The organism is Klebsiella sp. BIGb0132, assembly GCF_024810075.1.
GTDB classification, from domain to species: domain Bacteria; phylum Pseudomonadota; class Gammaproteobacteria; order Enterobacterales; family Enterobacteriaceae; genus Klebsiella; species Klebsiella terrigena.
The window spans coordinates 234,137-257,901 of the sequence record NZ_JANUDW010000002.1; the positions used below are offsets into that span (position 1 = coordinate 234,137).

The 23,765-nt window shown below is 59.4% G+C and carries 15 protein-coding genes and 1 pseudogene; 5 read left to right on the forward strand and 11 right to left on the reverse strand.

All coding sequences use genetic code 11. The features are described from left to right. Nucleotides 1-131: 131 nt before the first annotated feature. Together M2416_RS07960 and M2416_RS07965 are read right to left on the reverse strand one after the other, a co-directional pair. Nucleotides 132-773, reverse strand: coding sequence for a CatA-like O-acetyltransferase, family 1 (locus tag M2416_RS07960; protein ID WP_259223150.1), 642 nt, complete (start codon nucleotides 771-773; stop codon nucleotides 132-134). A gap of 35 nt (nucleotides 774-808) precedes the next feature. Next, nucleotides 809-1,192, reverse strand: coding sequence for a VOC family protein (locus tag M2416_RS07965; RefSeq protein WP_259223152.1), 384 nt, complete (start codon nucleotides 1,190-1,192; stop codon nucleotides 809-811). 91 nt (nucleotides 1,193-1,283) lie between these two features. Here M2416_RS07965 and M2416_RS07970 point away from each other — a divergent pair, with 91 nt between their 5' ends. Next, nucleotides 1,284-2,054 carry a DeoR/GlpR family DNA-binding transcription regulator gene (locus M2416_RS07970; protein WP_041145949.1) on the forward strand — a complete coding sequence of 257 codons (771 nt, stop codon included), beginning with the start codon at nucleotides 1,284-1,286 and terminating at the stop codon, nucleotides 2,052-2,054. Nucleotides 2,055-2,179: 125 nt separating this feature from the next. On the opposite strand, the gene fdhF is transcribed toward M2416_RS07970, so the two are convergent. Then, on the reverse strand, nucleotides 2,180-4,327 hold the full coding sequence (gene fdhF, locus M2416_RS07975) for a formate dehydrogenase subunit alpha (protein WP_259223154.1): 2,148 nt from the start codon (nucleotides 4,325-4,327) through the stop codon (nucleotides 2,180-2,182). A gap of 240 nt (nucleotides 4,328-4,567) precedes the next feature. After that, nucleotides 4,568-6,013 (reverse strand): nucleobase:cation symporter-2 family protein, encoded by a 1,446-nt coding sequence (locus M2416_RS07980; RefSeq protein ID WP_076946694.1) that lies wholly within the window; start codon nucleotides 6,011-6,013, stop codon nucleotides 4,568-4,570. A 413-nt stretch (nucleotides 6,014-6,426) separates the two neighbouring features. On the opposite strand from M2416_RS07980, the gene ygfT reads away from it, so the two are divergent. Together ygfT and M2416_RS07990 are read left to right on the forward strand one after the other, a co-directional pair. Next, nucleotides 6,427-8,367, forward strand: coding sequence for a formate-dependent uric acid utilization protein YgfT (gene ygfT, locus M2416_RS07985; protein WP_041145944.1), 1,941 nt, complete (start codon nucleotides 6,427-6,429; stop codon nucleotides 8,365-8,367). After that, nucleotides 8,364-8,840, forward strand: coding sequence for a 4Fe-4S dicluster domain-containing protein (locus M2416_RS07990; RefSeq protein WP_259223162.1), 477 nt, complete (start codon nucleotides 8,364-8,366; stop codon nucleotides 8,838-8,840). Before ygfT ends, M2416_RS07990 begins: the two co-directional genes overlap by 4 nt. Nucleotides 8,841-9,305: 465 nt before the next feature. Here M2416_RS07990 and ssnA read toward each other — a convergent pair whose 3' ends face one another. Further along, nucleotides 9,306-10,640 (reverse strand): putative aminohydrolase SsnA, encoded by a 1,335-nt coding sequence (gene ssnA, locus M2416_RS07995; protein ID WP_259223163.1) that lies wholly within the window; start codon nucleotides 10,638-10,640, stop codon nucleotides 9,306-9,308. Further along, the gene (gene ygfK, locus M2416_RS08000; RefSeq protein ID WP_259223165.1) at nucleotides 10,637-13,741 is read right to left on the reverse strand and encodes a putative selenate reductase subunit YgfK; all 3,105 of its coding nucleotides are present in this window, start codon (nucleotides 13,739-13,741) and stop codon (nucleotides 10,637-10,639) included. The genes ssnA and ygfK overlap by 4 nt, the downstream gene beginning before the upstream one ends. A gap of 664 nt (nucleotides 13,742-14,405) precedes the next feature. Here ygfK and M2416_RS08005 point away from each other — a divergent pair. Next, nucleotides 14,406-15,212, forward strand: a pseudogene (locus M2416_RS08005) (XdhC family protein); the annotation flags it as partial. Nucleotides 15,213-15,268: 56 nt separating this feature from the next. On the opposite strand, the gene arcC reads toward M2416_RS08005, so the two are convergent. The 5 genes from arcC to ygeW all read right to left on the reverse strand — a co-directional run bounded on the left by arcC (nucleotide 15,269) and on the right by ygeW (nucleotide 21,393). Beyond that, nucleotides 15,269-16,201, reverse strand: coding sequence for a carbamate kinase (arcC, locus tag M2416_RS08010; protein WP_259223167.1), 933 nt, complete (start codon nucleotides 16,199-16,201; stop codon nucleotides 15,269-15,271). 12 nt (nucleotides 16,202-16,213) lie between these two features. Beyond that, complete coding sequence (hydA, locus tag M2416_RS08015; protein ID WP_259223169.1) at nucleotides 16,214-17,620, reverse strand: dihydropyrimidinase; 1,407 nt, start codon at nucleotides 17,618-17,620, stop codon at nucleotides 16,214-16,216. Between the two features lie 51 nt (nucleotides 17,621-17,671). Beyond that, complete coding sequence (locus M2416_RS08020; protein WP_041145938.1) at nucleotides 17,672-18,883, reverse strand: YgeY family selenium metabolism-linked hydrolase; 1,212 nt, start codon at nucleotides 18,881-18,883, stop codon at nucleotides 17,672-17,674. 62 nt (nucleotides 18,884-18,945) lie between these two features. After that, nucleotides 18,946-20,145 carry a diaminopropionate ammonia-lyase gene (gene dpaL / locus M2416_RS08025; protein ID WP_259223172.1) on the reverse strand — a complete coding sequence of 400 codons (1,200 nt, stop codon included), beginning with the start codon at nucleotides 20,143-20,145 and terminating at the stop codon, nucleotides 18,946-18,948. Between the two features lie 60 nt (nucleotides 20,146-20,205). Beyond that, on the reverse strand, nucleotides 20,206-21,393 hold the full coding sequence (gene ygeW / locus M2416_RS08030) for a knotted carbamoyltransferase YgeW (protein ID WP_041145936.1): 1,188 nt from the start codon (nucleotides 21,391-21,393) through the stop codon (nucleotides 20,206-20,208). A gap of 486 nt (nucleotides 21,394-21,879) precedes the next feature. Here ygeW and M2416_RS08035 point away from each other — a divergent pair, with 486 nt between their 5' ends. After that, on the forward strand, nucleotides 21,880-23,658 hold the full coding sequence (locus tag M2416_RS08035) for a sigma-54 interaction domain-containing protein (RefSeq protein WP_115192509.1): 1,779 nt from the start codon (nucleotides 21,880-21,882) through the stop codon (nucleotides 23,656-23,658). Nucleotides 23,659-23,765: the final 107 nt, after the last annotated feature.

Genomic DNA, 23,765 nt, shown 5'->3' on the forward strand with positions numbered 1-23,765 from the left:
GTGCCAGAAAATTAAATTTTTATTTAGCTTAAAATCAATGAGTTAGATTTTCTCCCGCCGGGGGGGATGCTGCAAATGCGGCTGGGCTGAACGCGGGCTGCTGCATTTGCGACAGCCCGCGGGCCAGTATTTCAGGGCAGCGGCCGCCATAGCGCGTCCGGATCGGCAAACCCTGCCTCTATTGCGGCGAAGAAGCGGCTGGCGTGCAGGCCGTCAACGAAGGCGTGGTTGAACTTAACCGCGACCGGTATTACGCCGTTTTTCAGTTTGCCCCAGGTGAGGGCGGGCACTGCGGCGCCGACATAATATTCGGCATGGGTGATGGCGCTGAAATGCAGCCACGGCAGGCAGCTGGCGCAGAAGAAGTGCTCCCCGTTGACGATAAGCGGCGCCGGATCGGTGGTTTTTGCCGCCTCAATGCTCGGAGTTGCCGCCCGGCTAAAGGCGGCAAAATCGGCGGCGTTGTCGCACCACACCTGGCGAAACCCCTCCTGAGCGGTCATCACCGGCGTCATTACTGCTAGCTCATCGTATTCAATAATCTCGTCGCCCAGCATCCGCTGTTTGAGCTCAGGAATCGCGTTGGCCGCCCGCAGCAGGGCGTAGAGCGCCAGCTGGAAAAAGGAGACCTGCCGGTCTTTGGCGCATTCGTACAGCCGTTGCGCTTCAAGCGGTACGCAGAGGTTAAAGCTGGGGTTGGCAAAGGTGCGATAAAATTCGAAATGCTCTCGGCGATGCCAGGTTTCCCTGTCGATAACGTGGTAGGCGGGCACGGCGCGCTCCTGGTCGGTTCGGATGTCAGAGACGACTATGCGACGATTTCAATCAGATTGCCATCGGGGTCTTTGATCACCGCTTCATAGTAGCCGTCGCCGGTGGTACGCGGCGGCGAGACTAAAATATCCTGCGCGTCGGCGCGCTGCGCCAGTAGATCAACTTTTTCTGCTCCGCCCACCGCAATGGCCAGGTGCACCCAGCCGGTGTGATTATTATCCGCCGTCCCTTCGCTGAGCCCCGGCTTGGTCATCAGCTCGATGGCAATATTGTCGCCGATCTTCACAAAGTAGGAGGCAAAGCCGTGATTCGTCTGGCTGCAGTACTTATCGTTAATCTCGCCGGCAAAGAAGTCGACCCAGAAGCGGGCCTGCTGCTCAAGCTGACGGGTCCAAAGCGCGATATGGGCTACTTTCATCGTGAATATCTCCTGACGCGTGTTGACAGAGGGAGAGCAGATGCATGATCATGCTCACTAATGCTCGATTACCTAACTAAAAGGATGTTACATGCTCGATTATGCAGCATTCCCTCAGCAGCGACAAGCGCTCATTTGCCAGATCCTGCAGGAGAACGGCAGGGTGGTTTGCGCCGAACTGGCGACCAGGCTGAACGTCTCGGAACACACAATTCGCCGTGATTTACATGAACTTAGCAAAGGCGGGTTCTGCAAAAAGGTCTACGGCGGGGCGGTGATGAACCTGCCGGAGGCCGGTGACTATAGCGAACGCAAAGATAAAAACGCGGCAACAAAGCTCAGAATCGCGCAACAATGCGCAAGGCTGGTAAAGCCCGGCGGCTGCATTTTCATCGATACCGGCACCACCAACCTGGCGATGGCCGAGGCGCTGCCCGCCGAGCTGGCGCTGACGGTGGTGACGAACTCGCCGGAAATAGCCGCCGTATTGCTAAAAAAACCGCTCTATGACGTGGTGATTCTCGGCGGACAGATACAGCGGGCGTCCGGGGGATGCGTCGGCACCTCGGCGGTGGCGCAGCTGCAGGGGATCCTCTTTGACCAGGGGTTTATCGGCGGCTGCGCGATGGCGCCGGAGTCCGGTCTGACGGGATTTGACTACGCGGACTGCGAATTTAAGAAAGCGGTTATCAGGCAGTGTAGCGAAATTATTGTTGGCCTGACGTCTGACAAGATCCCGGCGGTGGCCCGCTTTGTGGTGGTTGAAAGCGGCGCTATCGATGTGCTGGTGGTGGAAGAAAACGTCAGCCGCGAGTACAGCGCTACCTTTCGCGAGCACGACATCCGCATTTATACGGTGTAATGACCGGCCGGCGGCGGCTGAAATCCGCGTTCTTCTGAGGGCGTTCTTCGCCGGCGGCGACGCGTTCCCGACGGCCCCGCCACCGGGCAGGGCATTGACGCCGCTACCCGGGAAAGCGGTCTGACTTAGCCCATCGCGCTTTCGCGCAGGCGGGCTTTTAGCTTACTGTACTCATCAATGACGTACCGTTCGGCGGCGCGCTGGTCGGCAATCCGCTCAACGTTAACCGCGCAGTACTTGTACTCCGGCGTTTTGGTTATCGGGCTCAGGTTCTCGGTCACCAGCTCGTTGCAGGCGCCAATCCACCACTGGTAGGTCATATAGACCGCCCCTTTATTCGGCCGATCGCTAACCTGCGCGCGGGTGATGATGCGGCCCTTACGCGAGTTAACCCACACCAGCGCCTCATCCTCGATACCCAGACGCGCGGCGTCGGCGGTATTGATTTGCGCATAGCCCGGCTCGTCCGCCAGCGCCGCCAGCGCCGCACAGTTACCGGTCATCGAGCGGCACGAGTAGTGGCCGACTTCGCGCACCGTTGAGAGCACCATCGGATATTCCCCGGTGAGCCTGTCGATCGGCGCAACCCAGTCGCAGGTGTAGAACTGCGCCAGCCCGTTGGGGGTAGCGAACCTCTCTTTAAACAGATAAGAGGTCCCCTGGTCGGCGGCGGATTCGTCGCGGCATGGCCACATGATGTAGCCCAGTTCGCCCATCTTCTCGTAGGTGGCGCCGTAAAAGTCCGGACACAGATGGCGCAGCTCGTCCCAGATCTCCTGGGTGTTGCTGTAGCGCATCGGGTAGCCCATCCGGGTGGCGATCTCGCTGATAATCTGCCAGTCGGTTTTCAGATCCCACTGCGGCTCCACCGCTTTAAAGAAGCGCTGCAAGCCGCGGTCCGCCGCGGTATAGACGCCTTCATGCTCGCCCCACGAGGTGGAGGGCAGGATGACGTCCGCCGCCGCCGCGGTTTTGGTCATGAAAATATCCTGCACGATAACCAGCTCAAGTTCTTCAAAGGCTTTACGCACCGCCGAGAGCTCGGCATCGGTCTGCAGCGGATCTTCGCCCATAATATAGGCCGCCCGCACTTCGCCGTGCGCCGCCCGGTGCGGCAGCTCGCTGATGCGGTAGCCGGTGTGCGCCGGCAGGCTCTCCACGCCCCAGGCTTTGGCGAACTTCTCCCGGTTTTCCGGGAACTTAACGTACTGGTAGCCCGGATAGGTATCCGGCAGGGCGCCCATATCGCAGGCGCCCTGGACGTTGTTCTGCCCGCGCACCGGGTTGACCCCGACGCTCGGCCTGCCGAGGTTGCCGGTCATGATCGCCAGGCTGGTCAGCGAGCGCACGGTTTCCACGCCCTGATAGAACTGGGTGACGCCCATGCCCCACAGGATGGCCGCGGATTTGGCGCTGGCGTACATCCGGGCGCAGGCGCGGATCTCCTGCGCGCTGACGCCGGTTATCTCTTCCACCGACTCCGGCGTATAGCCTTCAACGATTTTGCGATACTCCCCGAAGCCTTCCGAGCGGCTGGCGACGAAGGATTTATCGTAGAGATCCTCTTTAATAATGACGTGGCCGATGGCGTTGAGCAGGGCAATGTTGGAGCCGTTTTTCAACGCAATATGCATATCGGCAATGCGCGCGGTTTCAATTTTGCGCGGATCGCAGACGATAATCTTCGCCCCGTTGCGTTTGGCGTTAATCACGTGATTTGCCACGATAGGGTGCGAATCGGCCGGGTTATAGCCGAAGATAAACACGAGATCGGTATTATCAATCTCGGTGATGGCATTGCTCATAGCGCCGTTACCGACCGACTGGTGCAGACCTGCAACCGATGGGCCGTGTCAGACGCGAGCGCAGCAGTCGACGTTATTGGTGCCAATAACGGCGCGCGCGAATTTTTGCATCACATAGTTGGTTTCATTCCCGGTGCCGCGGGAGGAGCCGGTGGTCTGGATGGCATCCGGGCCGTACTTGGCCTTAATCCCGCTGAGGCGCGTGGCAACGTAGTCGAGGGCCTCATCCCAGGAGACGGACTCCAGCCTGCCGCCGCGCTGGCGGCGGATCATCGGGGTTTTCAGGCGCGGGGTGAGGATCTGGGTATCGTTAATAAAGTCCCAGCCGTAGTAGCCCTTCAGGCACAGGGTTCCCTGGTTATTTTTGCCCATCGCCGGCTCGGCGCGGATAATCTGCCCCTCTTCGGTCACCAGCTTTATCTTGCAGCCGGCCGCGCAGTAGGGGCACACGGTGATCGCCATTTTCATTGTGACAGGACTCCTTTTAATCATGCGGCAGCGAGGTCGCGATTAAAAAAACAAAAAAAAACCAAACCGGCTGCTGATACCGAGATCGACAGCCGCTTGTATCGCCGGAAAGCTCATCATCAGCAGTAGGGTCGCGGCGAGGGTCAGGCGAAGTAGCATGGTGGTTTCTCCGCAAGCGATTGTGCTTATTGGCAAAATGAAACGCGGCAGAGGGTCACCCCGATGCCGCACCGTCCAGCGCTACTCCTCATGCTGCTGCTTTTTAACCTTGCGCATTAATAACCACATGCGCACCGTGCGCGGCGCACGATGCGCCCCCTGGGCTTCCGGCACCAGACCGGTGTGCTTGTTGTAGCCGTTGAAAAACAGGTTCAGGGTGACGGCGCTAAACGTAGCCAGCATGATCCCGCTGTGCAGCAGCGGCTGCAGTACCTCGGGGAATTTAGAGAAAAACTGCGTCGATAGCGTTGGCGTCAGGCCGACGCCAAGGCTGATGGCGACGATATAGAGGTTGTAGCGATTGGTGGAGTAGTTGATGCGGGAGAGAATACGTATCCCCGTTGCCAGCACCATGCCGAACATCACCAGCCCCGCACCGCCCAGCACGAACTGCGGGATAGAGGCCACCAGCACCGCCATCTTGGGCACCATGCCAAAGATAATCAGAATGGCGCCAGATGCCACGCAGACCCAGCGGCTATGGACGCCGGTGACGCTGACCAGGCCAACGTTCTGCGAGAAGGAGGTGTGCGGAAAGCTATTAAACAGCCCGCCGAATAGGGTACCGACGCCGTCTACGCGTAGGCCGCGAATGATATCCTGCGGCGTCAGCTTACGACCGACAATTTCGCCAAGCGCCAGAAACATCCCCATTGACTCAATGAAAACGATGATCATGACGGCGGTCATCGTGATGATTGATATCGGATCGAAGACCGGCGTACCTAACGCCAGCGGAGTGACCACGGCGAACCAGTGGGCGTCATGCAGTCCGGTGAGGTTAACCTCATTCATCATCATCGACAGGCCGAAGCCGAAAACGATGCCTAACAGCACGGCGACGTTAGACATAAAGCCTTTGGCAAAGCGGGTGACCAGCAGAATAAACAGCAGTACGGCAAACGAAATCCCCAGATAGATGGGACTGCCGTATTCCGGATTACCTTTCCCTCCGGCCGCCCAGTCGATCCCCACCTGCATAATGCTCAGACCGATGGACGTGATGACGACGCCGGTGACCAGCGGGGGAAAAAGCGGCATCAATCGGCCGATCAGCGGCGCCAGCAGGGTGGTAATTATCCCGGCCGCAATAGTCGCGCCGAAAATACCCATCAGTCCGATATCGGGATTCATGCCGATGGCCAGCATCGGCGTCACGGCGGCGAAGGTCACCGACATAATAACCGGCAGGCGAATGCCCATAAAACGTCCGACGCCGATACACTGCAGCAGGGTCACGACGCCGCAGCAAAACAGATCGGAGCTGATCAGCAGTGCGACCGTTTCCTTGCTTAGCCCCAGCCGGTCTCCAATCATTAAAGGTACGGCGACTGCGCCAGCATACATAACCAGAACGTGTTGCAAACCAAGAACGACCAGCTTCCCCGGGGATAAGACGCGATCCACCTCATCAATTGTGTGGGGGCTACCAGTGACCGATGGTGGTTGAGAATCAATGGCGCTCATAATGTATTTCTCCTTAATATCCAACGGTGGGCTTAGGAGCCAACCGGGAAGAGGGGTGAATAGAGAGAGTGCAAAGCTCGCTATTACTTATGCTTAGGCAGTGCCAGTTTTTATTCCTGCCGGAAAAATAATGTTGAAATGAGTCGACTATCACAGAAAGAGGCGGTAACGGCCGCGCGCGGTGGGAGAAAAAACGCCGTGGAGAAAATAGCGTCTCATAATGAGAGGGATATAATCATTCTGACTCACAATATGATTCTGCAGCGCGTCTCCCTGATATTTATGGCGAGTGAAGGCGATATTTTTTTGAGGCTGCTCGCAAAAATAAGTTTGCCACGATTGAGAATATAAAAATCGCCTGATTATTGCATCGCGACCCTTTGTCAATTTCGGAATAATAACAAGGGAAGCCAATGAACCGATTTATTGTTGCCGACGCTGCGAGCTGCATCGGCTGCCACGCTTGCGAAGTGGCCTGCGCTGTCGCCCACAACGAGGATTGCTGGCCGCAGCGGCGGCATGATTTTCTTCCGCGTATCCACCTGGTTTCTCACCGCGGCGTCAGCCGAGTGACCACCTGCCGTCACTGCAACGATGCGCCCTGCGTTGCCTCCTGCCCGACCCAGGCGCTCTGTTTCTCCAACGACAGCATCCAGCTTAAGCCGGCGGAGTGTATCGGCTGTAAAAACTGCGCCGTTGCCTGTCCCTTTGGCGCGATCGAGATGGTGGCCGCCGGCGAGGATGCACCGCAGCTGGCGCAGAAATGCGATCTTTGTCACCAGCATCCGTCGGGCCTGCAGGCCTGCGTCAGCAGCTGCCCCACCGAGGCGCTGCGGCTGATGGATGAATCCGGGCTAAACCAGCTGCGTCGTGAAAGGCAGGCCCGCGCCGCCGAGGGTCAGCCGGTGCGGATGCGGGGCGACGACCGGCGTTCGGCCTTCTTGCGTAAGCCGCCGCGGGTGGGAGGGCAAAAGATCGCCGCCGAGGAGCGCAAGGCGCATTTCGCGGAGATCTATCACCCACTCGGCGCCGGTGAGGCGGAATATGAGAGCGATCGCTGCCTCTACTGCGCGCAGAAAGCGTGGTGCAACTGGACCTGTCCGCTGCATAACCACATCCCGGATTTTATTCGCCTGGTGAATGAAGGAAAGATTATCGAGGCCGCAGAGCTGTGCCATCAAAGCAGCTCATTGCCGGAAATCTGCGGCCGGGTGTGCCCGCAGGACCGGCTGTGCGAAGGGGCCTGTACCATGAAGACCCAGGGCGGGGCGGTCACCATCGGCAATCTCGAGCGCTATATCACCGATAGCGCGCTGGCGATGGGCTGGCGGCCGCAGGCAGGGAATGTCAGCCCTCGCGAGGAGCGGGTGGCGGTGATTGGCGCCGGGCCGGCGGGCCTGGGCTGCGCCGATATCCTGACGCGCGCGGGGGTAAAGGTTGACGTTTTCGACCGGCATCCGGAAATCGGCGGGCTGCTGACCTTCGGTATTCCGCCGTTTAAGCTGGATAAGGGCCTGCTGGCGGTCAGAAGAGAGATTTTCAGCGCCATGGGCATTCAGTTCCATCTTAACCACGAGGTGGGGCGCGACGTGGCGTTCGCCGATCTGCTGGCCGACTACGATGCGCTGTTCCTCGGCGTCGGCACCTACGGCCTGATGGCTGCCGGCCTCGAGGGGGAAGATGCCCCGGGGGTGATTCAGGCGCTGCCATTTTTGATTGCCAGTACCCGCGAAGTCATGGGGCTGGAGGCGTCCGGGGAGTATCCGCTTACCGATATCGAGGGTAAGCACGTTGTGGTGCTCGGCGGCGGCGATACGGCGATGGACTGTCTGCGCACCGCCGTTCGACGCGGCGCGGCGAGCGTGACCTGCGCCTACCGCCGCGATGAGCAGAGCATGCCGGGTTCGAAAAAAGAGGTGGTCAACGCCAGGGAAGAGGGCGTGGCGTTTCAGTTTAACGTTCAGCCGCAGCGGATCCTCCGCGGCCGTAAAGGGGCGGTGCGCGCGGTAAGCATGATCCGTACCGAAATGGGTGAGCCGGGGCCGGACGGGCGACGTCGCCCGCGCCCGGTTGCCGGTTCCGAATTTGAGCTGGCGGCCGACGTGCTGGTGATGGCGTTTGGCTTCCAGGCGCACGATATGCCCTGGCTGCGCGGTCACGGGATCGACCTCGACCGCTGGGGGCAAATCTGCACGGGCGGCGAGGGCCGGGCCAGCACGCAGACCCGCAATGAGAAAGTTTTTGCCGGCGGCGACGCGGTACACGGTGCCGATCTGGTGGTGACCGCAATGGCCGCCGGGCGTCGGGCGGCGGAAGAGATGCTCGACCTGTTTAAGCGAAAGGAGAGCCTATGACCCGTTTTATTATCGCCAGCGCCGAGGCCTGCATCGGCTGTCGGACCTGCGAGGTCGCCTGCGCGCTGGAGCATTCCGCATCCGCAGCCATGTTTCAGCCGCGTCTGAAGGTCCAGCGTCTCGATAGCCTCAGCGTGCCGGTAGTGTGCCATCAGTGTGAGAACGCCCCCTGCGTGGCGGCCTGCCCGGTGGCGGCGCTGAGCATGGGAGAGGATCGGGTTGAGGCCGATGCGTCTCGCTGCATCGGCTGCCAGAGCTGCGCGGTAGCCTGCCCCTTTGGGGCCATTACCGTGGAGATCGTTGCCGCGCATCCGCCGCTGATTATCAAATGCGATCTGTGCGCGAGCCGCGAGGGCGGTCCCGCCTGCGTGGCGGTTTGTCCGACCGCGGCCCTGAGCGTGATGACCGGCGAGCGGCTGGCCACGCTGCTCAAACGGCGTCAGGAGGCCGCCGCCAGCGCCCCGGGGATGTAGATCGCTGTATAGAGCTGTCCCCTGGTCAGCTGAGCGGAGGTTCCGTTCACCGGACGCCTGGCAGAACATGCGGCCTCGACGCCAGGTGACCGGGTTAAGGGGAAGATAACCGTCTTCCCCTTAACAATCCCCGCGGTCCCGCACGGAAATCGGTGCTGCGCACTGCGCTCACCTCCCGGCCTGCAGCCTGCGGTCGGCTCAACTCGACCTGCTCGCCCGTTCCGGGGCTCGCTCCTGTCTCGATTCTCCTCTTGCCGCCATCCCTGGCGGCCAGCCCTTGTCTTCCGGCCTCCGGTTCGCCGATTTCAGCGGGGAGCCAGGGCCCCGCTACATGCCTTTTCGCCACCTGGACGTTCATCATTGCGGTTGAGTCAGGGGGCAAGCGTACTAGCGCAGGTAAAAAAGCCGGTCAGCGATGCTGCTGACCGGCTTGAGGCCTGGTGGGCTACCCGCTCTGACACAGCCTTAAGACAGCGCGTCCATCCGCGCCCACATCTTCATCGCTGCTTTCTGAGCCTCGGCAAAGAGCGGCTGGTGATCGAAGCTAAACCGCCGGTTCTCGTAAATCATCACGCCGTTGACCATCACGCTATGCACGTGGCTGCTGCCGAGACCGAAGGCGATATGCCCGGCGATATTCTCGGCGATAAGCGGCGTGGGCGACGGATAGTCGCAAATCGTCAGGTCGGCTTTGTATCCCGCCTCGAGGCGGCCAAAGCGGGCGTTAAAGCTGCGGGCGAGCAGCTCGTTGCCGTTGCTTAAGGCGCGGGCAAAGCCGTCCGGCCACAGCGGCCAGCCGGCGTCGCGGTGCTTAAAGAAGGCAAACTTCAGCTCTTCGAACATATCAGAGCCCAGGCCGTCGGTGCCCAGCGCCAGGTTGCGGAACTCCACCAGCCGCTGGTTATAGCCAACGTGATTGTTCATATTCGAGCGCGCGTTATGCACCAGGAACCCATCCTGAGAATTGAGGATCTCAATATCTTCATCGGAGAGGTACAGGCCGTGGGCAACCAGCGTCTTGCGATCAATCAGGTTGAATTCCGCCAGCCTGACCAGCAGGTCTTTACCGTAGCGATGATGGCTATGGCTAACGTCGTAACGGTCCTCCGCCGCATGGATATGCAGGCCGCGACCGGTGGCCTGCAGCGCCTCGCTGAGCATCGCCAGCCCTTCGTCCGGTAGGGTAAAGGGCGCGTGCGCGCCGATGTGCGCCTCAACCAGGTAGGGTTCGCGGCCCTTCTCCCGGGCGCTGTCGACTTCGTGGGCAAAGCGAATATTCTCCTCGACGCAGGCCCGGAGCTCCTTAAGCCCGCCGTTGCGGTCGGTGGTCTCAAAGCAGGTCATTCCCCGCAGGCCGACCCGCAGAAAGGCGTTGCGCAGCTGGCTGAGCGATCCGGCGATATAGCCGGGAGAAGCGTGGTGGTCAATCACCGCGGTGCAGCCGCTGCGCACGGCTTCCATGGCGCAAATCAGCCCGCTGTAGTAGAGCGACTCCTCATCCAGCGCGCGGTCGAGGCGCCACCACAGATTTTTCAGCGTCGAGATAAAATCAGGGCTGGAGGGGATAGTGGCCTGGATCCCGCGCGACAGGCCGGAATAGAAGTGGTTATGTGCGCAGACCATCCCCGGCATCACCAGCCGGCCGTGCATCTCTTTGACCGTGGCCTGGGGATAGCGTTGAGCGAGCCCCGGAGCAATATCGAGGATCGTGTCGTTTTCAATCGCGATATCGATACCTTCCATGACCTTCGCCGGATAGAGCTGCGCGGCGGTGGCATTTTTCAGAATTAAGATACTCATACTTCGACGCCTCCCAGCAGGTAGCGGTGGTTAAGATGAACGTGGCTAATGATGCGGCAAAGATCGGTAACGGCAGGGGGAACGTCAGCGATATGACCGCTATCATCGATTTTTAGCAGCCAGGTGTGCTCATTTTGCCGGACGTAGACGCTGTCGTCCTCGACGAAGAAGCCGGGGTTGCTGCTGTTGGCGAAATCCTGCGCCAGGCTAAAGACGGTAATTTTGTCTTTGTAGGGCTTGCCCTGCCACGGGCAGAACTGCGCGCAGTTGCCGCATTCGTTGCAGTAGGCGTCGAGGTGCAGCGTCTGGTAGCGGTTCTGGAATCCCGGCACGGCGATTGAGACGTTGGCGCGGTTTGGGCATACGTCCACGCATTTGCTGCACACGTAGTTACACTCCAGGCAGCGCTCCGCCTCCTGAGCCACGAACGCCTCCCGGCGATCCCTTGCCACCTCAGCGATGGCGATAGTGCCTTTGCGCTGGTAAATATCCGCCGGATCGACGTTGTTCCACCGCTTATGCTGATGGTGGTTGGCAATATTTTCTCGCGCCAGAATCGCATCCGCTGCCCGGCGGGCGTTGCCGATCGCCGAGACGATGGACGACGGGCCGCGTTGAACGTCGCCGATAAGAAATACCCCCGGCAGCGCGGTTTCGCCGGTAGGATCCGCCGCCGGCCAGCCGCTGTCGTCCAGCGGAATGCCCATCGCCGCCAGCGCCGCAACGTCCTGCTGTTCGCCGATGGCGGTAATGACCGTATCCGCCCGTAGGGTGCGGGTTTGGCCGGTAGGCAGCGGGCGACGGCGGCCTTTTTCATCGGCGTCGCCGAGCGCCATCACCCGGACGGTGAGCGTCCCGTCGGCGTAGAATTGTTCAGGATTACTGAGAAACTCGAACGCGACGCCGTCCCGCTGTGCCTCTTCATACTCTTCGCGCCATGCCGGCATCTCCTGCTGAGAGCGCCGGTAGACGATGGTTGCTTTCTCCACGCCGGGTACCCGCAGCGCGGCGCGGGCGCAGTCCATGGCGGTATTGCCCGCCCCGATGACCACCACCTGTTTCCCCAGGCTCAGCGTCTCTCCGCGATTGTATTCGCGTAAAAACTGCAGCGACTTTCGCACGTTGCGGTTGTCGCCGCCGAGGCTCACGCCGCTGTTTTTGTCGGTACCGGTGCCGACCAGCACGTAGCGATAGCCTTCGCCGCGAAGCTTCTCCACCGTCAGCTGCGGATCGCAGCCGTAGATGATATTAACCCCGTGATTGACCACAAAATCGATATCGTGCTGAATCAGCTCCCCGGGAATACGGAAGCGCGGGATGATGTTACGCACCACGCCCCCGGCGTTGGCTTCGCGTTCAAACAGGGTTACCGGGTATCCTGCCCGGGCAAGAAAGTAGCCGGCGGCAAGCCCCGCGGGGCCTGCGCCGATCACCGCCACCGGGTTCAACGAGCCGGATCCGGCCGGTTTGTGCCAGCGCCGCCGGTACTCTTCCCAACCTTTCTCGAGCGCGATTTTCTTCAGCTCGCGGATATTGAGCGAACTGTCGTAGTCGAGACGGGTACAGTTGCTCTGGCACTGATGATCGCAAATATGGCCGGTAATCGCCGGCAGGGCGTTACGCTGATAGATAAGCTCCAGCGCGTCAGCATAGCGCTGCTCGCCCATCAGGCGAATATACTCCGGGATATCCTGCTTAATCGCGCAGGCGCTCACGCAGGGCGCGACGTAGCAGTCGGTGAGCGGCAGCGGCTCTGGGACCTCGATGCGGTCCGGCGATTTCCAGTGCTTCTGGGTGTACTCCATGCTGATGGCTTTTTCGGCCAGCGCGCTGAGGCGCGGGACGTCCACCTGCTGTAAATCCCAGCCGCTGGCCTGCTCCAGCTCGCGCATGCAGGCGCTTAGCCGCAGATAGCCGCCCGGTTTTAGCAGGTCGGTGGCCATGGTAATCGGGCGGATCCCGGTTTCAAATATCTCGCGGATTGTCAGCTGGCTGGCGCCGCCGGAGTAGGAGATAGGCAGCCTGCCGTCAAATTCGCGGGACAGCAGGGCGGCAACGTTGATGGCGAGAGGGAATAGCGCGCGGCCGGACATATACATCTCATCGCCGGGCAGCGCCCCTTTGCGATTGATCGTCCCCAGAGTGTTGGTCAGCTTGACGCCGAAACCCAGCCTGCGCTCCTTCGCCAGCGCCATCAGGCGGTGCAGCATCTCCAGCGCCTGGTCGATTTTCAGATCGTGGTCAAAGGACTCTTCATTCAGGCCGATATAGCTAAAGCCGCAGGTATCGAGAATTTCGCGCACGCGGGGGTAGCCAAGCAGCGTCGGATTGAGCTTCACAAAGGTATTCAGCCCTTTCTCTTCCAGCATATAGCGGCAGATGGCCTCAATTTCATCGGGCGGACAGCCGTGCATGGTGGAGAGCGTGACGCCGCTCACCAGCCGGCTCGGGATGCGCTGGGCCAGCGTCGCCAGCTGTGGACGAATATCCTCCAGCTGATTGCCGATCACAAAGCGGTCGCTATGCGTCCAGCGGGAGAGCGTATCGCGATACTGCTCGAATTTAGGATGAAAGGCGGCATCGATCATATTGTCGATAAACTGCTGCATCGGCGGCTGCTTAATACCGTCGAGGTTATAGCCGACGCTCATATTAAAAATAAACGACTTGCCGGATTTTGACGGCGTGAAGGGGAATATCTCCTCCAGCAGGTGGAGGATAAACCAGGCTTTCAGATATTCATCCCAGGCTTTGAGTAGGGTAAATTCGGTGGACCACTCGGTGTTAAAACATTCGTCCTCGGCGTCGATACAGGGTTTTTCCAGCTCAAGGCGATCGAGGATCTGCACGGTTTTCAGTTCAATAAAACGCCCGCCGGTGAGCCATGAGGTAATGATATTTTGCGCCAGCTGGGTGTGCGGCCCGGCGGCGGGGCCGATGGGCGTGGCGCAGCACTCGCCAAATACGCTCAGGCGCCTCGACGTTACCGGGATATAAAACTGCTGTTCCGGAATGCCGAATATTGAACGGTGATGCTGGTACTCATCGAAAATACGCGTCAAAAGTTCCTCAAACGGGACGGGACGCATAATATCACCCATAACCCTCTCCTTAGATTCATGTATGCGATCAACGTTGCCGGTACGAGCGCGCTATTTTCGAGGCTGCCGTCTTAGTAGAAAATAGCGTGCGGCGTATTCATTCCGGCGGATGGGGAAAGGAACAGCAACATTCGCACCAGTTATTTAACCGGCGGCAGGATTAGGTATAAATTTGTGAAGGAACTCTAAAGTTGACGACGGTTATTGCCGCGAGATCGCCTGTTTAAATGAGAATTAAAATCACTCAGTAACGCGAGGGGAGAATAGCGTTAAAAATTATCGGCGAGCTATCACAATGATAATATTTGCTGTGCGGCTTTATTATTTAACGGGCAAACTATTCCGCCAAATGAATAACACACGCGCCGCCGGCAAATAAAACCGTCCGTCTGACCCCGCTTCCGCGACCCGGTTCACGAATCTGGCCTAAAAGCCGCGGCTGAGCATGAACCTTGCATACTCCATTCTGGCGTTAGGCCGTTGCCGTCAACGCTGTCCGCCGCTGCAGGTCCGCCGGCAGGATGTCGCCGATGGGGGGAAATCGGCAGTCTCAAAGTGAGAAAACGCGGCCAGCCCGCAGATGACCCAGCCCGCATATGACGTAGTGCAGAGCACAGGACCCGGCCCGCCCGGGCTGACCACCGGAATAGCCATTGAGGTTGTTATGAATATTTTCTCAGAAGCCGCGAGGCTTGAAGCACAGAACTGCCCGTTTGCGCTGGCGCAGATTGTCGAGAGCCGCGGCTCAACGCCCAGACACTCCGCGCAGATGCTGATCCGCGCTGATGGAACCATTGTCGGCACCATCGGCGGCGGGATGGTCGAACGTAAGGTCATCGATGAAGCGCTGGAGGCGATGGCTGAAAAGGCCTCGCGCATGTTTCACGGCCGGATGGCGCGCAGCGGCACGGATGCCGTAGGTTCCGACTGCGGCGGGGCGATGTCGGTGTTTATCAGCGTCCACTGCCAGCGGCCGCGGCTGGTGCTGGTCGGGGGCGGGCACGTCAATCGCGCCGTGGCGCAGGGCGCGGCGCTGCTTGGGTTTGATATTGTCGTCACCGATATCCATTCGGCCAGCCTCGATCCGCAGCTGTTTCCGCCGACCGCCCGGCTTGTGCATGCCGAAAGCTTTGCCGCGGCCGTTGAACGGCTGGCGGTGGGGGCTGATGATTTTGTTCTTATCGCCACGAATAATAAAGACCGGGAAGCGCTGGATAAGCTGATCGACCGGCCGGTGGCCTGGCTCGGGCTGCTGGCCAGCCGCCGCAAGGTGCAGGTGTTTTTACGCCAGCTGCGGGAAAGCGGCGTGGCGGAAGAGCATATTGCCCGTCTCCATGCGCCGGTGGGCTACAACATTGGCGCCGAAACGCCGCATGAGATTGCCGTCAGCGTCCTGGCCGAGATCCTGCAGATCAAAAACCAGGCTCCCGGCGGCCTGATGATGCCCGTATATCAGGATAGTGAGGAACAGAAAACGCTGGAGACCGCATGATGTGAACCCCTCGCGAGAGCCGCGAGGGGTTCGGGCTATCCCTCAATCAGGGTTCCCGTTTTGCCTTCTATCCCTTCCCGGGCCTTGCTCAGCATGGTGATTAAGGCTCGGCGCCCCGGCCGGGAGCGGGCAAACGCCGCGGCGGCCTCGACTTTCGGCAGCATGGAGCCTTTGGCGAAATGGCCTTCGGCAATAAAGCGGTCGGCATCGCTCAGCGAGAGCCGGTCCAGCCACTGCTGATTGGCCTGGCCAAAGTTGATGGCCACTTTTTCCACCGCGGTAAGGATAATCAGCATATCGGCATCGATCGTGGCGGCGAGCCTGGCGCTGGCCCGGTCCTTATCGATGACCGCGCTCACCCCGCGCAGGTGGTTCCCTTCGCGGACCACCGGAATACCGCCGCCGCCGACGGTAATTACCACCTGTCCGGCATCCATCAGCGCCTTCACCGTCTCTTTTTCGATAATATCGACGGGCTCCGGCGAGGCCACCACCCGCCGATAGCCGCGCCCGGCATCCTCTTTCAGCGTGTAGCCCTGGCGGGTCAGGAGTTTGGCCTCCGCTGCGCTGAAGAATGAACCGATGGGCTTGCTCGGATCGCGGAAGGCCTCATCGGCAGCGTCAACCTCCACCTGGGTGATCACCGTGGCGACCGGAACCGACATCCCGCGGGCGAGCAGCGCCTCGCGCAGCGCATTTTGCAGATCGTACCCAATGTATCCCTGGCTGAGGGCGACGCAGACCGACATCGGCAGCATCGGGGTATGGGCCTCGGTTTTGGCGGCGGCTTCGAAGGCCAGATTGATCATCCCGACCTGCGGGCCGTTGCCGTGGGTCACCACGACCTGATGCCCCTGGGCAATGAGGTCAACAATCGCCTGTGCGGTTTGCGTCACCGCCTGCATCTGTCCGGCAAGATCGTCCCCTAAGGCATTGCCGCCGAGGGTGAGAACAATTTTCTTACTCATCAATTCCTCTCTTTAAAAGCGTGCGCCGCGCGCGAAATCCGGCGCGGCTGAAAAAGGGTTACGGCGTATAAATCGGCCTTGCCCGGCGCTGCCGGTAAAGGTGCCGTGGCTGAAAATCACCCGGCCATGAGACAGCGTCTGGCTGATGGCGCCCTGGCAGATAAACCCCTCCCACGGCGAGTAGTCGGCGTTGTCGTGAAGCTGCTCGTGGCGGATGGTGGTGGTTCGTCGCGGGTCGATAATGACCACATCGGCATCCGCGCCGGGCGCCAGCACGCCTTTTCGCGGCCAGAGGCCAAACAGCCTGGCCGGAGTGGCGCTGACCAGCGATACGAAGCGCTCCGGCGAGATCCTGCCGCTCATCACGCCGTGCGAAAACAGCAGCAGCAGGCGGTTCTCTACTCCCGGCAGGCCATTGGGACAGCGGTTGAAGTCGCCGCCGGATAGCTGCTGTCGCTGGGCCATGGAGAAGGCGCAGTGGTCGGTTGCCACCACGTCAATGGCGCCATCGGCGATGCCGCACCACAGCGCGTCGTTGTGGCGGGCGTTACGCAGCGGCGGACTGAGCAGAAACTGCAGCGCGTCGTCGCGCTCGTAGCAGCGCTCGTCGAGCAGCAGATACTGCGGGCAGGTTTCGACCCAAACCGGCTGCCGGCGCGCCTGGGCAAGACGCAGATAATCGAGCCCCAGCCCGTTAGAGAGGTGCACGATATACAGCGGGGCGTTGCCGGCAAGCTGGGCCAGGTTGATCATCCTGGCGATGGCTTCGGCCTCGCACTCCGGTGGACGGCTCAGGGCGTGGTAGCGCGGCGCGGTTTTGCCGGCGGCGAGAAATTCGGCGCGCTTTTGCGCAATCACGGCATCGTTTTCCGGGTGGACGGTGGTGAGCGCTCCGGCGTGATGCAGATGCTTTAGCGCCTGAAGAACCTCATCATCGTTAAGCTTATACTGGTAGGTGAGATAGAGCTTAAAGCTGCTGATCCCCGCCTCAACCATCAGCGGGATCTCATCAAGAATGGCGTGGTTGATATGCTGGATCACGCCGTGAAAGCTGTAGTCGATGGTTGCTTTGTAGGCGGCGTAGCCGTGGTAGGCCTCAAGCTGGTGGCGCAAACGACAGCCGGCTGGCCCGAAGCCCATATGATCGATAATGGTCGTTGTGCCCCCGCAGGCGGCGGCGCGGGTGCCGGTGAAAAAATCATCGCAGCTGCGGGCGAGTCCGGTATCAATATTAAAATGCGTGTGGACGTCCACGCCCCCAGGCATCACGTAGCATCCCTCGGCGTCAATGATTTCGCAGGGCTGATCCACGGTGATGTCTGCCGCCAGCTGACTGATTAAGCCGTTTTCAATCAGCAGGTCCTGTTTTGCCTGGCCGTCAGCGTTGACGACGGTGCCATTTTTAATCAGTACGCGCATAAAAAGCTCCAGACTCCCGTCGCTGGCGGCGGGAGGTATTGCGGATAATCACTATTCTGTTGCCAGCCAGCTCAGCGGGATGGCGGCATACATTGCGGCACAGGTCACGAGATGCGATTTCCAGGTTTTTTCATTCGGGGCGTGGGCTTCCGGCTCTTTGCCGGGGCCAAAGCCGATGACCGGGATCCCGTGACGGCCCATGATCGACACGCCGTTGGTCGAGAACGTCCACTTATCGACCACCGGCGCTTTGCCAAACAGGCCCTCATAGGCGTTGCTGAGCGCCTGGACGGTAAAGTGGTTCTCCTCCACTTTCCAGGTTGGGAAGTAGCACTCTGTGGGATAGACCAGGCCGGTCCAGGAAGGGCGGTCGTAGTTGTACATCGATACCACCGCCCCCGTTTTTTGTACCGCCGGCAGGGCGCGGATCTCGTCCAGCGCGCCTTCCCAGGTCTCTCCCCAGGTCAGGCGGCGGTCGATGGAGACGGCGCAGCTGTCGGCAACCGCGCAGCGGCTGGGTGAGGTAAAGAAGATTTCCGAAACGGTCAGGGTGCCTTTGCCGAGGAAATCGTCATTGCCCAGGCGTTGGGAGAGGTCCTGCAGTTCATTAAGAATCGGCCCCATTTTGAAAATCGCGTTATCGCCGCGCTCCGGCGCCGAGCCGTGGCAGCTGATCCCCTGGACGTCGACGCGGATCTCCATGCGTCCGCGCTGGCCGCGGTATATCTGGCAGTCGGTGGGCTCGGTGCTGACCACGAACTCGGGACGAATGCCGGACTGCTCGATGATGTACTGCCAGCAGAGGCCGTCGCAGTCCTCTTCCTGAACGGTACCGGTCACCAGCAGGGTATAGTCATCCTCGAGGCCCAGGTCCTTAATGATTTTTCCCGCATACACCATCGAGGCCATGCCGCCTTCCTGATCCGAGGTGCCGCGTCCGCCGATCAGCTCGTCGGTCTCCATGCCCTCATAGGGATCGAAATTCCAGTTTTTGATATTGCCGATGCCCACGGTGTCGATATGCGCGTCCATTGCCACCAGGCGCGGGCCGTGGCCGATATAGCCGAGGATGTTGCCCATAGGGTCGATTTCAACTTTGTCGAAACCCACCTTCTCCATCTCTTTTTTAATTCGCTGGACGACGCGCTTCTCGTCGCAGCTTTCGCTGGGTATGGCCACCATATCGCGTAAAAAACGCGTCATATCCTGCTGGTAATGGTTAGCTTTTTCGAGGATCAGTTTGAATGGAATATGCTTAGCCATGGCTTGGTTCTCCGGTTCTGATTTTCCCGCCGCGCGGGATGAGTTGAAAAGTATGCTGAGGCCTATCGTGCTGCCGGGTGTTTGCCTTCCCAGACCACTTCCCGGTAGTGCTTCACGTCGGTATCGCCTTCGGTGCTGATGACCAGCACGACGGCGTTGCTGTCCAGCCTGAGCTTGTGCATCAGCGCTTCGCGCTGGGGATGAAAATGTACGGCGGCCAGCACTCCGAGCCCGACGGCGCCGGACTCGCCGGAAATCACCCGCGGATCGCCGCCGGTGGGATTACCCAGCACGCGCATCCCGAGGGCGGCGACGGCGTCCTGGCAGGAGATAAACTGGGTCGCGCAGTTGCGCAGAATTTCCCAGCCCAGCGGATTGGGCTCGCCGCAGGCCAGGCCGGCCATGATGGTGGCCATTTCGCCGCCGACGTTGACGATTTGGCCCTTAACGCCGGAGCGGTAGATGCAGTCGGCCAGTTCGGGTTCGATAATCACCGAATGCAAATTGTTGGCGCCATAGGCGTCCACGAGGTAGCCCAGCACGCCTCCCGCCATGGCGCCAACGCCGGCCTGCAGAAACACGTGAGTGGGGCGGGCAATGCCCATGGACGCGATCTGCTCGACCGCTTCGTCGGCGAGGGTGGCGTAGCCTTGCATAATCCAGGTCGGGATGCGGGTATATCCCTCCCAGGACGTATCCTGCACCACCTCCCAGCCGTTTTGCTGCGCCGTTTGCAGGGTGAAGCGCACGGTATCGTCATAGTTCATTTCGGTGACGATGCACTCGGCGCCGAGCCGCCGGATGGCGTCGACGCGCTCCTGGGCCGAGCCTTTTGGCATATAGATCACCGCGTTCTGCCCCAGCTGCTGCGCGGCCCACGCCACGCCGCGGCCGTGGTTGCCGTCGGTGGTCGTCGCGAAGGTCATTTTCTCCGTCATGCCGGGATTGAACGTGTCGAAGGAAAATTCGTTGATATCCAGGTGATATTTTTCGCACAGCAGCTGCGCAATGGCCCAGGCGCCGCCGAGCATCTTGAAGGCGTTCAGGCCGAAGCGCTGCGATTCATCCTTGACCAGAATCCGGCCGAGGCCAAAGAGGGCGGCAAGGTCGTTGAGGGCATACAGCGGCGTGGGCTTATAGCCGGCGATTTTTTGATGGAAGCAGCGCGCCTGCTGCGCCTGCTGGCGAGAAAAAAGCGGCGAACCCGTGGCGTTAAAAAACCGATTATCGGCAATATCCATTTTCAGTGAGAAAGCAGACATACTCTTTCCTTATCCTTCATGACATGAGGGGGAGAGCCGGCCAGCGGCCGGCCTGAGGGGTTATTTGACGCGTTTTTGCGCTTCGTCCAGCAGCTGCTCCAGCAGCAGGCCGGGTTTGGCATATTTACGGCAGAGGATCATCGAGGCGATGATGTACGGCTTCCAGCTCGCTTCTTTATAGGTGGCGATGCGGTATTTTTCGAAGACCGCTTCGCTGACTTCGCCCTCGGCGCAGGAGACGCCGGTGATATCGGCGGGGAGACAGTGCATATAGAGCGCGTCGCCGCCGTTCGTCTGCGCCATCATCTCTTCGGTGCAGTGCCAGTCTTTATGATTCGCGTTCTGCGCCAGGCAGGCGGCTTCCAGGGCCTTCAGTCCGTCGCGATCCTCGGCGCGCAGCAGTTCGGTGCGCTTTTCCATGACCTTGTAGGGGGCCCAGGATTTCGGGTAGACGATGTCGGCATCCTTGAAGGCCTCTTCCATGCTGGTGACCTGGCGGAAGCTGCCGCCGGAGGCCTCGGCGTTGTTTTTGGCCACTTCGATAACGTCGGGGATCAGATCGTAGCCTTCCGGGTGGGCGAGGGTGACATCCATACCGAAGCGGGTCATCAGGCCGATGATGCCCTGCGGGACCGAGAGCGGTTTACCGTAGCTCGGAGAGTAGGCCCAGGTCATGGCGACTTTTTTGCCTTTGAGTTCCTCTAGCGAGCCGAAATGCTCCTGCAGCCAGGCGAGGTCGGCCATGGCCTGGGTGGGGTGATCGATATCGCACTGCAGGTTGATAAGCGCCGGGCGCTGGGGCAGCACGCCCTGGCGATAGCCGTCGTCGAGCGCTTCGCCCACCTCGCGCATATAGGCGTTGCCGGCGCCGAGGTACATGTCGTCGCGGATGCCGATAGCGTCCGCGCAGAAGGCGATCATGTTGGCGGTTTCACGTACGGTTTCGCCGTGGGCAATCTGCGATTTACCCTCGTCCAGGTCCTGCTGCGCAAGGCCGAGCAGGTTTAGCGCCGAGGCGTAGGAAAAGCGCGTGCGGGTTGAGTTGTCGCGAAAAACCGAAATGCCCAGACCGCTGTTAAATACGTTGGTGGCGATATTTTCCGCGCGCAGGGTTTTTAATGCCGCCGCAACGTCCAGCACCTGTTTTAGCTCATCCGGGGACTGCTCCCACGTCAGCAGGAAGTCCTTCTGATGAAGATGCGAATCTAGCTTGTTGATATCCTTAATCAGGTCGTTAACAGTTTTCATTTTTTAAATCCTGGGGTGAGTGACGGCTTAATGATTGCTGTGCGGTCGGAAAAGGGTGGTGACGCAATAGCGACTGCCAGCGCTATATTTCTCCTAACAATAAGCATGCCAGTTCATCCAGCCTCAGGCGTAACAGGGGAAAAGTGGCGAGAATTATGCGAGGGTTGTCACGAAATATAGCTTCAGGTGGACAGCGGTAATAATAACTTCACGGTCTTATTCGAATGCGGGCGAAAGCAGGTTACGTCCCCGCAGAGATATACTCCCGGCGGCAGCGTAAAAAGCCACCAAAGTGATAAATACGCCGCGTCAATTCTCATATTGATATGAAAATGTGATACTTCTTACATATTTTCGTCAAGGAGTGAAAAAGAAACCTGCCTCTGTCAAATATTGTTGGCGGCTGAGTTAGTATCATGGCCGAAGAATAAGAACAATCACATATCCCAGATATCTCAGTTGGTTAGTGATATTAAAAGGTCTATTATGATGCCCTCTAACACATTTTCCGTTTTGATGCAGATTCAGCCGACCATCCAGCGCTTTGCGAGGATGCTATCCAGCGTGCTTCAGCTCGAAGTTGAAATTGTTGATAACACGCTGTGCCGGGTTGCCGGGACCGGCGTATATGCCAAATCACTGGGGCGCAAATTAAATACAGATTCGCGACTTTTGCGCTACATTATTGAAACAAAGAAAGAGAAGGTGGTCACCCATTCCCGCTTCGATCCCTTGTGTAAAGGATGTACCAGTAAAGATAGCTGTAAAGAGAAAGCTTTTCTGGGAACCCCGGTTATTTATCAGGAGCAGTGCGTAGGGGTCATTAGCCTGGTGGCATTAACCTGCGAACAGCAGGAGCGTATTAATGACAACCTGCGCGAGTTTTCCGATTATGTTCGCCACGTTTCGTCGATATTTGTTTCGCGACTGCTGGAGGATCAGGGCGGCAGCGATAATATCCAGAAAATGTTTTTAACGATGATCGAAAATATGGACCAGGGGGTTCTGGTTGTCGGTCACGATCAGAAGGTCAAATTTGCCAATCACACGGCGTTAAAGATTCTCGGGGCGAGCCAGGGGAATATGATCGGTCAGCTCATTAATTTCAGGCCACTGACCTTTGAGCATAATTTCACGCGCGGTCATATGCAGCACGTGATCTCATTCGATAACAAGACCGAAATGATTATTGGCCAGCTGCACGCTGTTCAGGATCAGTGGCTGTTTTTAATGGCCTTCCATCAATCGCACTCCTCTTCGAATTTAAGCGCCTCGGTGGAGGAGCCGCAGATTGCGCAAATGGTGGGAGAGTGTCGGCCGATGCGGCAGCTGAAAAAGCTGATCAGCCGCATCGCGCCCAGCCCCTCAAGCGTCATGATTGCCGGCGAAAGCGGCACCGGGAAAGAGGTGGTTGCCAGAGCGATACACAAGCTCAGCGATCGTCAGGCCAAACCTTTTATCGCCATTAACTGCGCCGCCATCCCTGACCAGCTGCTGGAAAGCGAGCTCTTCGGCTACGTCAAGGGCGCGTTTACCGGCGCCTCGGTGAACGGCAAGACCGGGCTTATCCAGGCGGCAAACCACGGCACGCTGTTTCTCGACGAGATTGGCGATATGCCCCTGACGCTACAGGCTAAGCTGCTGCGGGCGATTGAATCGCGCGAAATCCAGCCCGTCGGCGCCAGCCATCCGGTGCCCGTCGATATCCGCATTATTTCGGCGACTAACCAAAATCTTGAGCAGTTTATCGTGGCCGGTAAATTCCGCGAAGATCTCTACTATCGCCTCAACGTGATCCCGCTCAGACTGCCGCCGCTGCGTGAGCGTCAGGAGGATATCGAGCTGCTGATCCACTATTTTCTCCATCTGCACACCCGGCGCCTTGAGCTGGTCTACCCCGGCGTGGCGCCGGAGGTGGTTGCCATGCTAAAGGGCTACCGCTGGCCGGGAAATATTCGCGAGCTGAGCAACCTGATGGAGTATCTGGTCAACGTGGTGCCCTCGGGCGAGGTTATCGACGCCTCGCTTCTGCCGCCCAATATCATCAGCGGCGCCAGGCTTGCCGAGCGTGAGCCTGGCGCCGCCGTCCCGGTGAGCATGCCGGGAGAAGAGGAGAGCGTCACGGCGCTGGAGGAGATGGAAAGGCAGATGATCCGCGAAGCCTTAACCCGCCACAGCAATAAAAAGCAGGCGGCAGATGAGCTCGGGATTGGCATTGCCACCCTGTATCGTAAGATCAAAAAATATGAGCTGGTGGGGCTGTAGAGGCGCCGGCCGCAGGGGCTGAAAGCGCCCCGCGTATCACTCTGAGAGAGCGGTTATCAAAATCGCTACCGGGCGTCCGCTGTGTTGGCGCTATTTGATGAATTCGG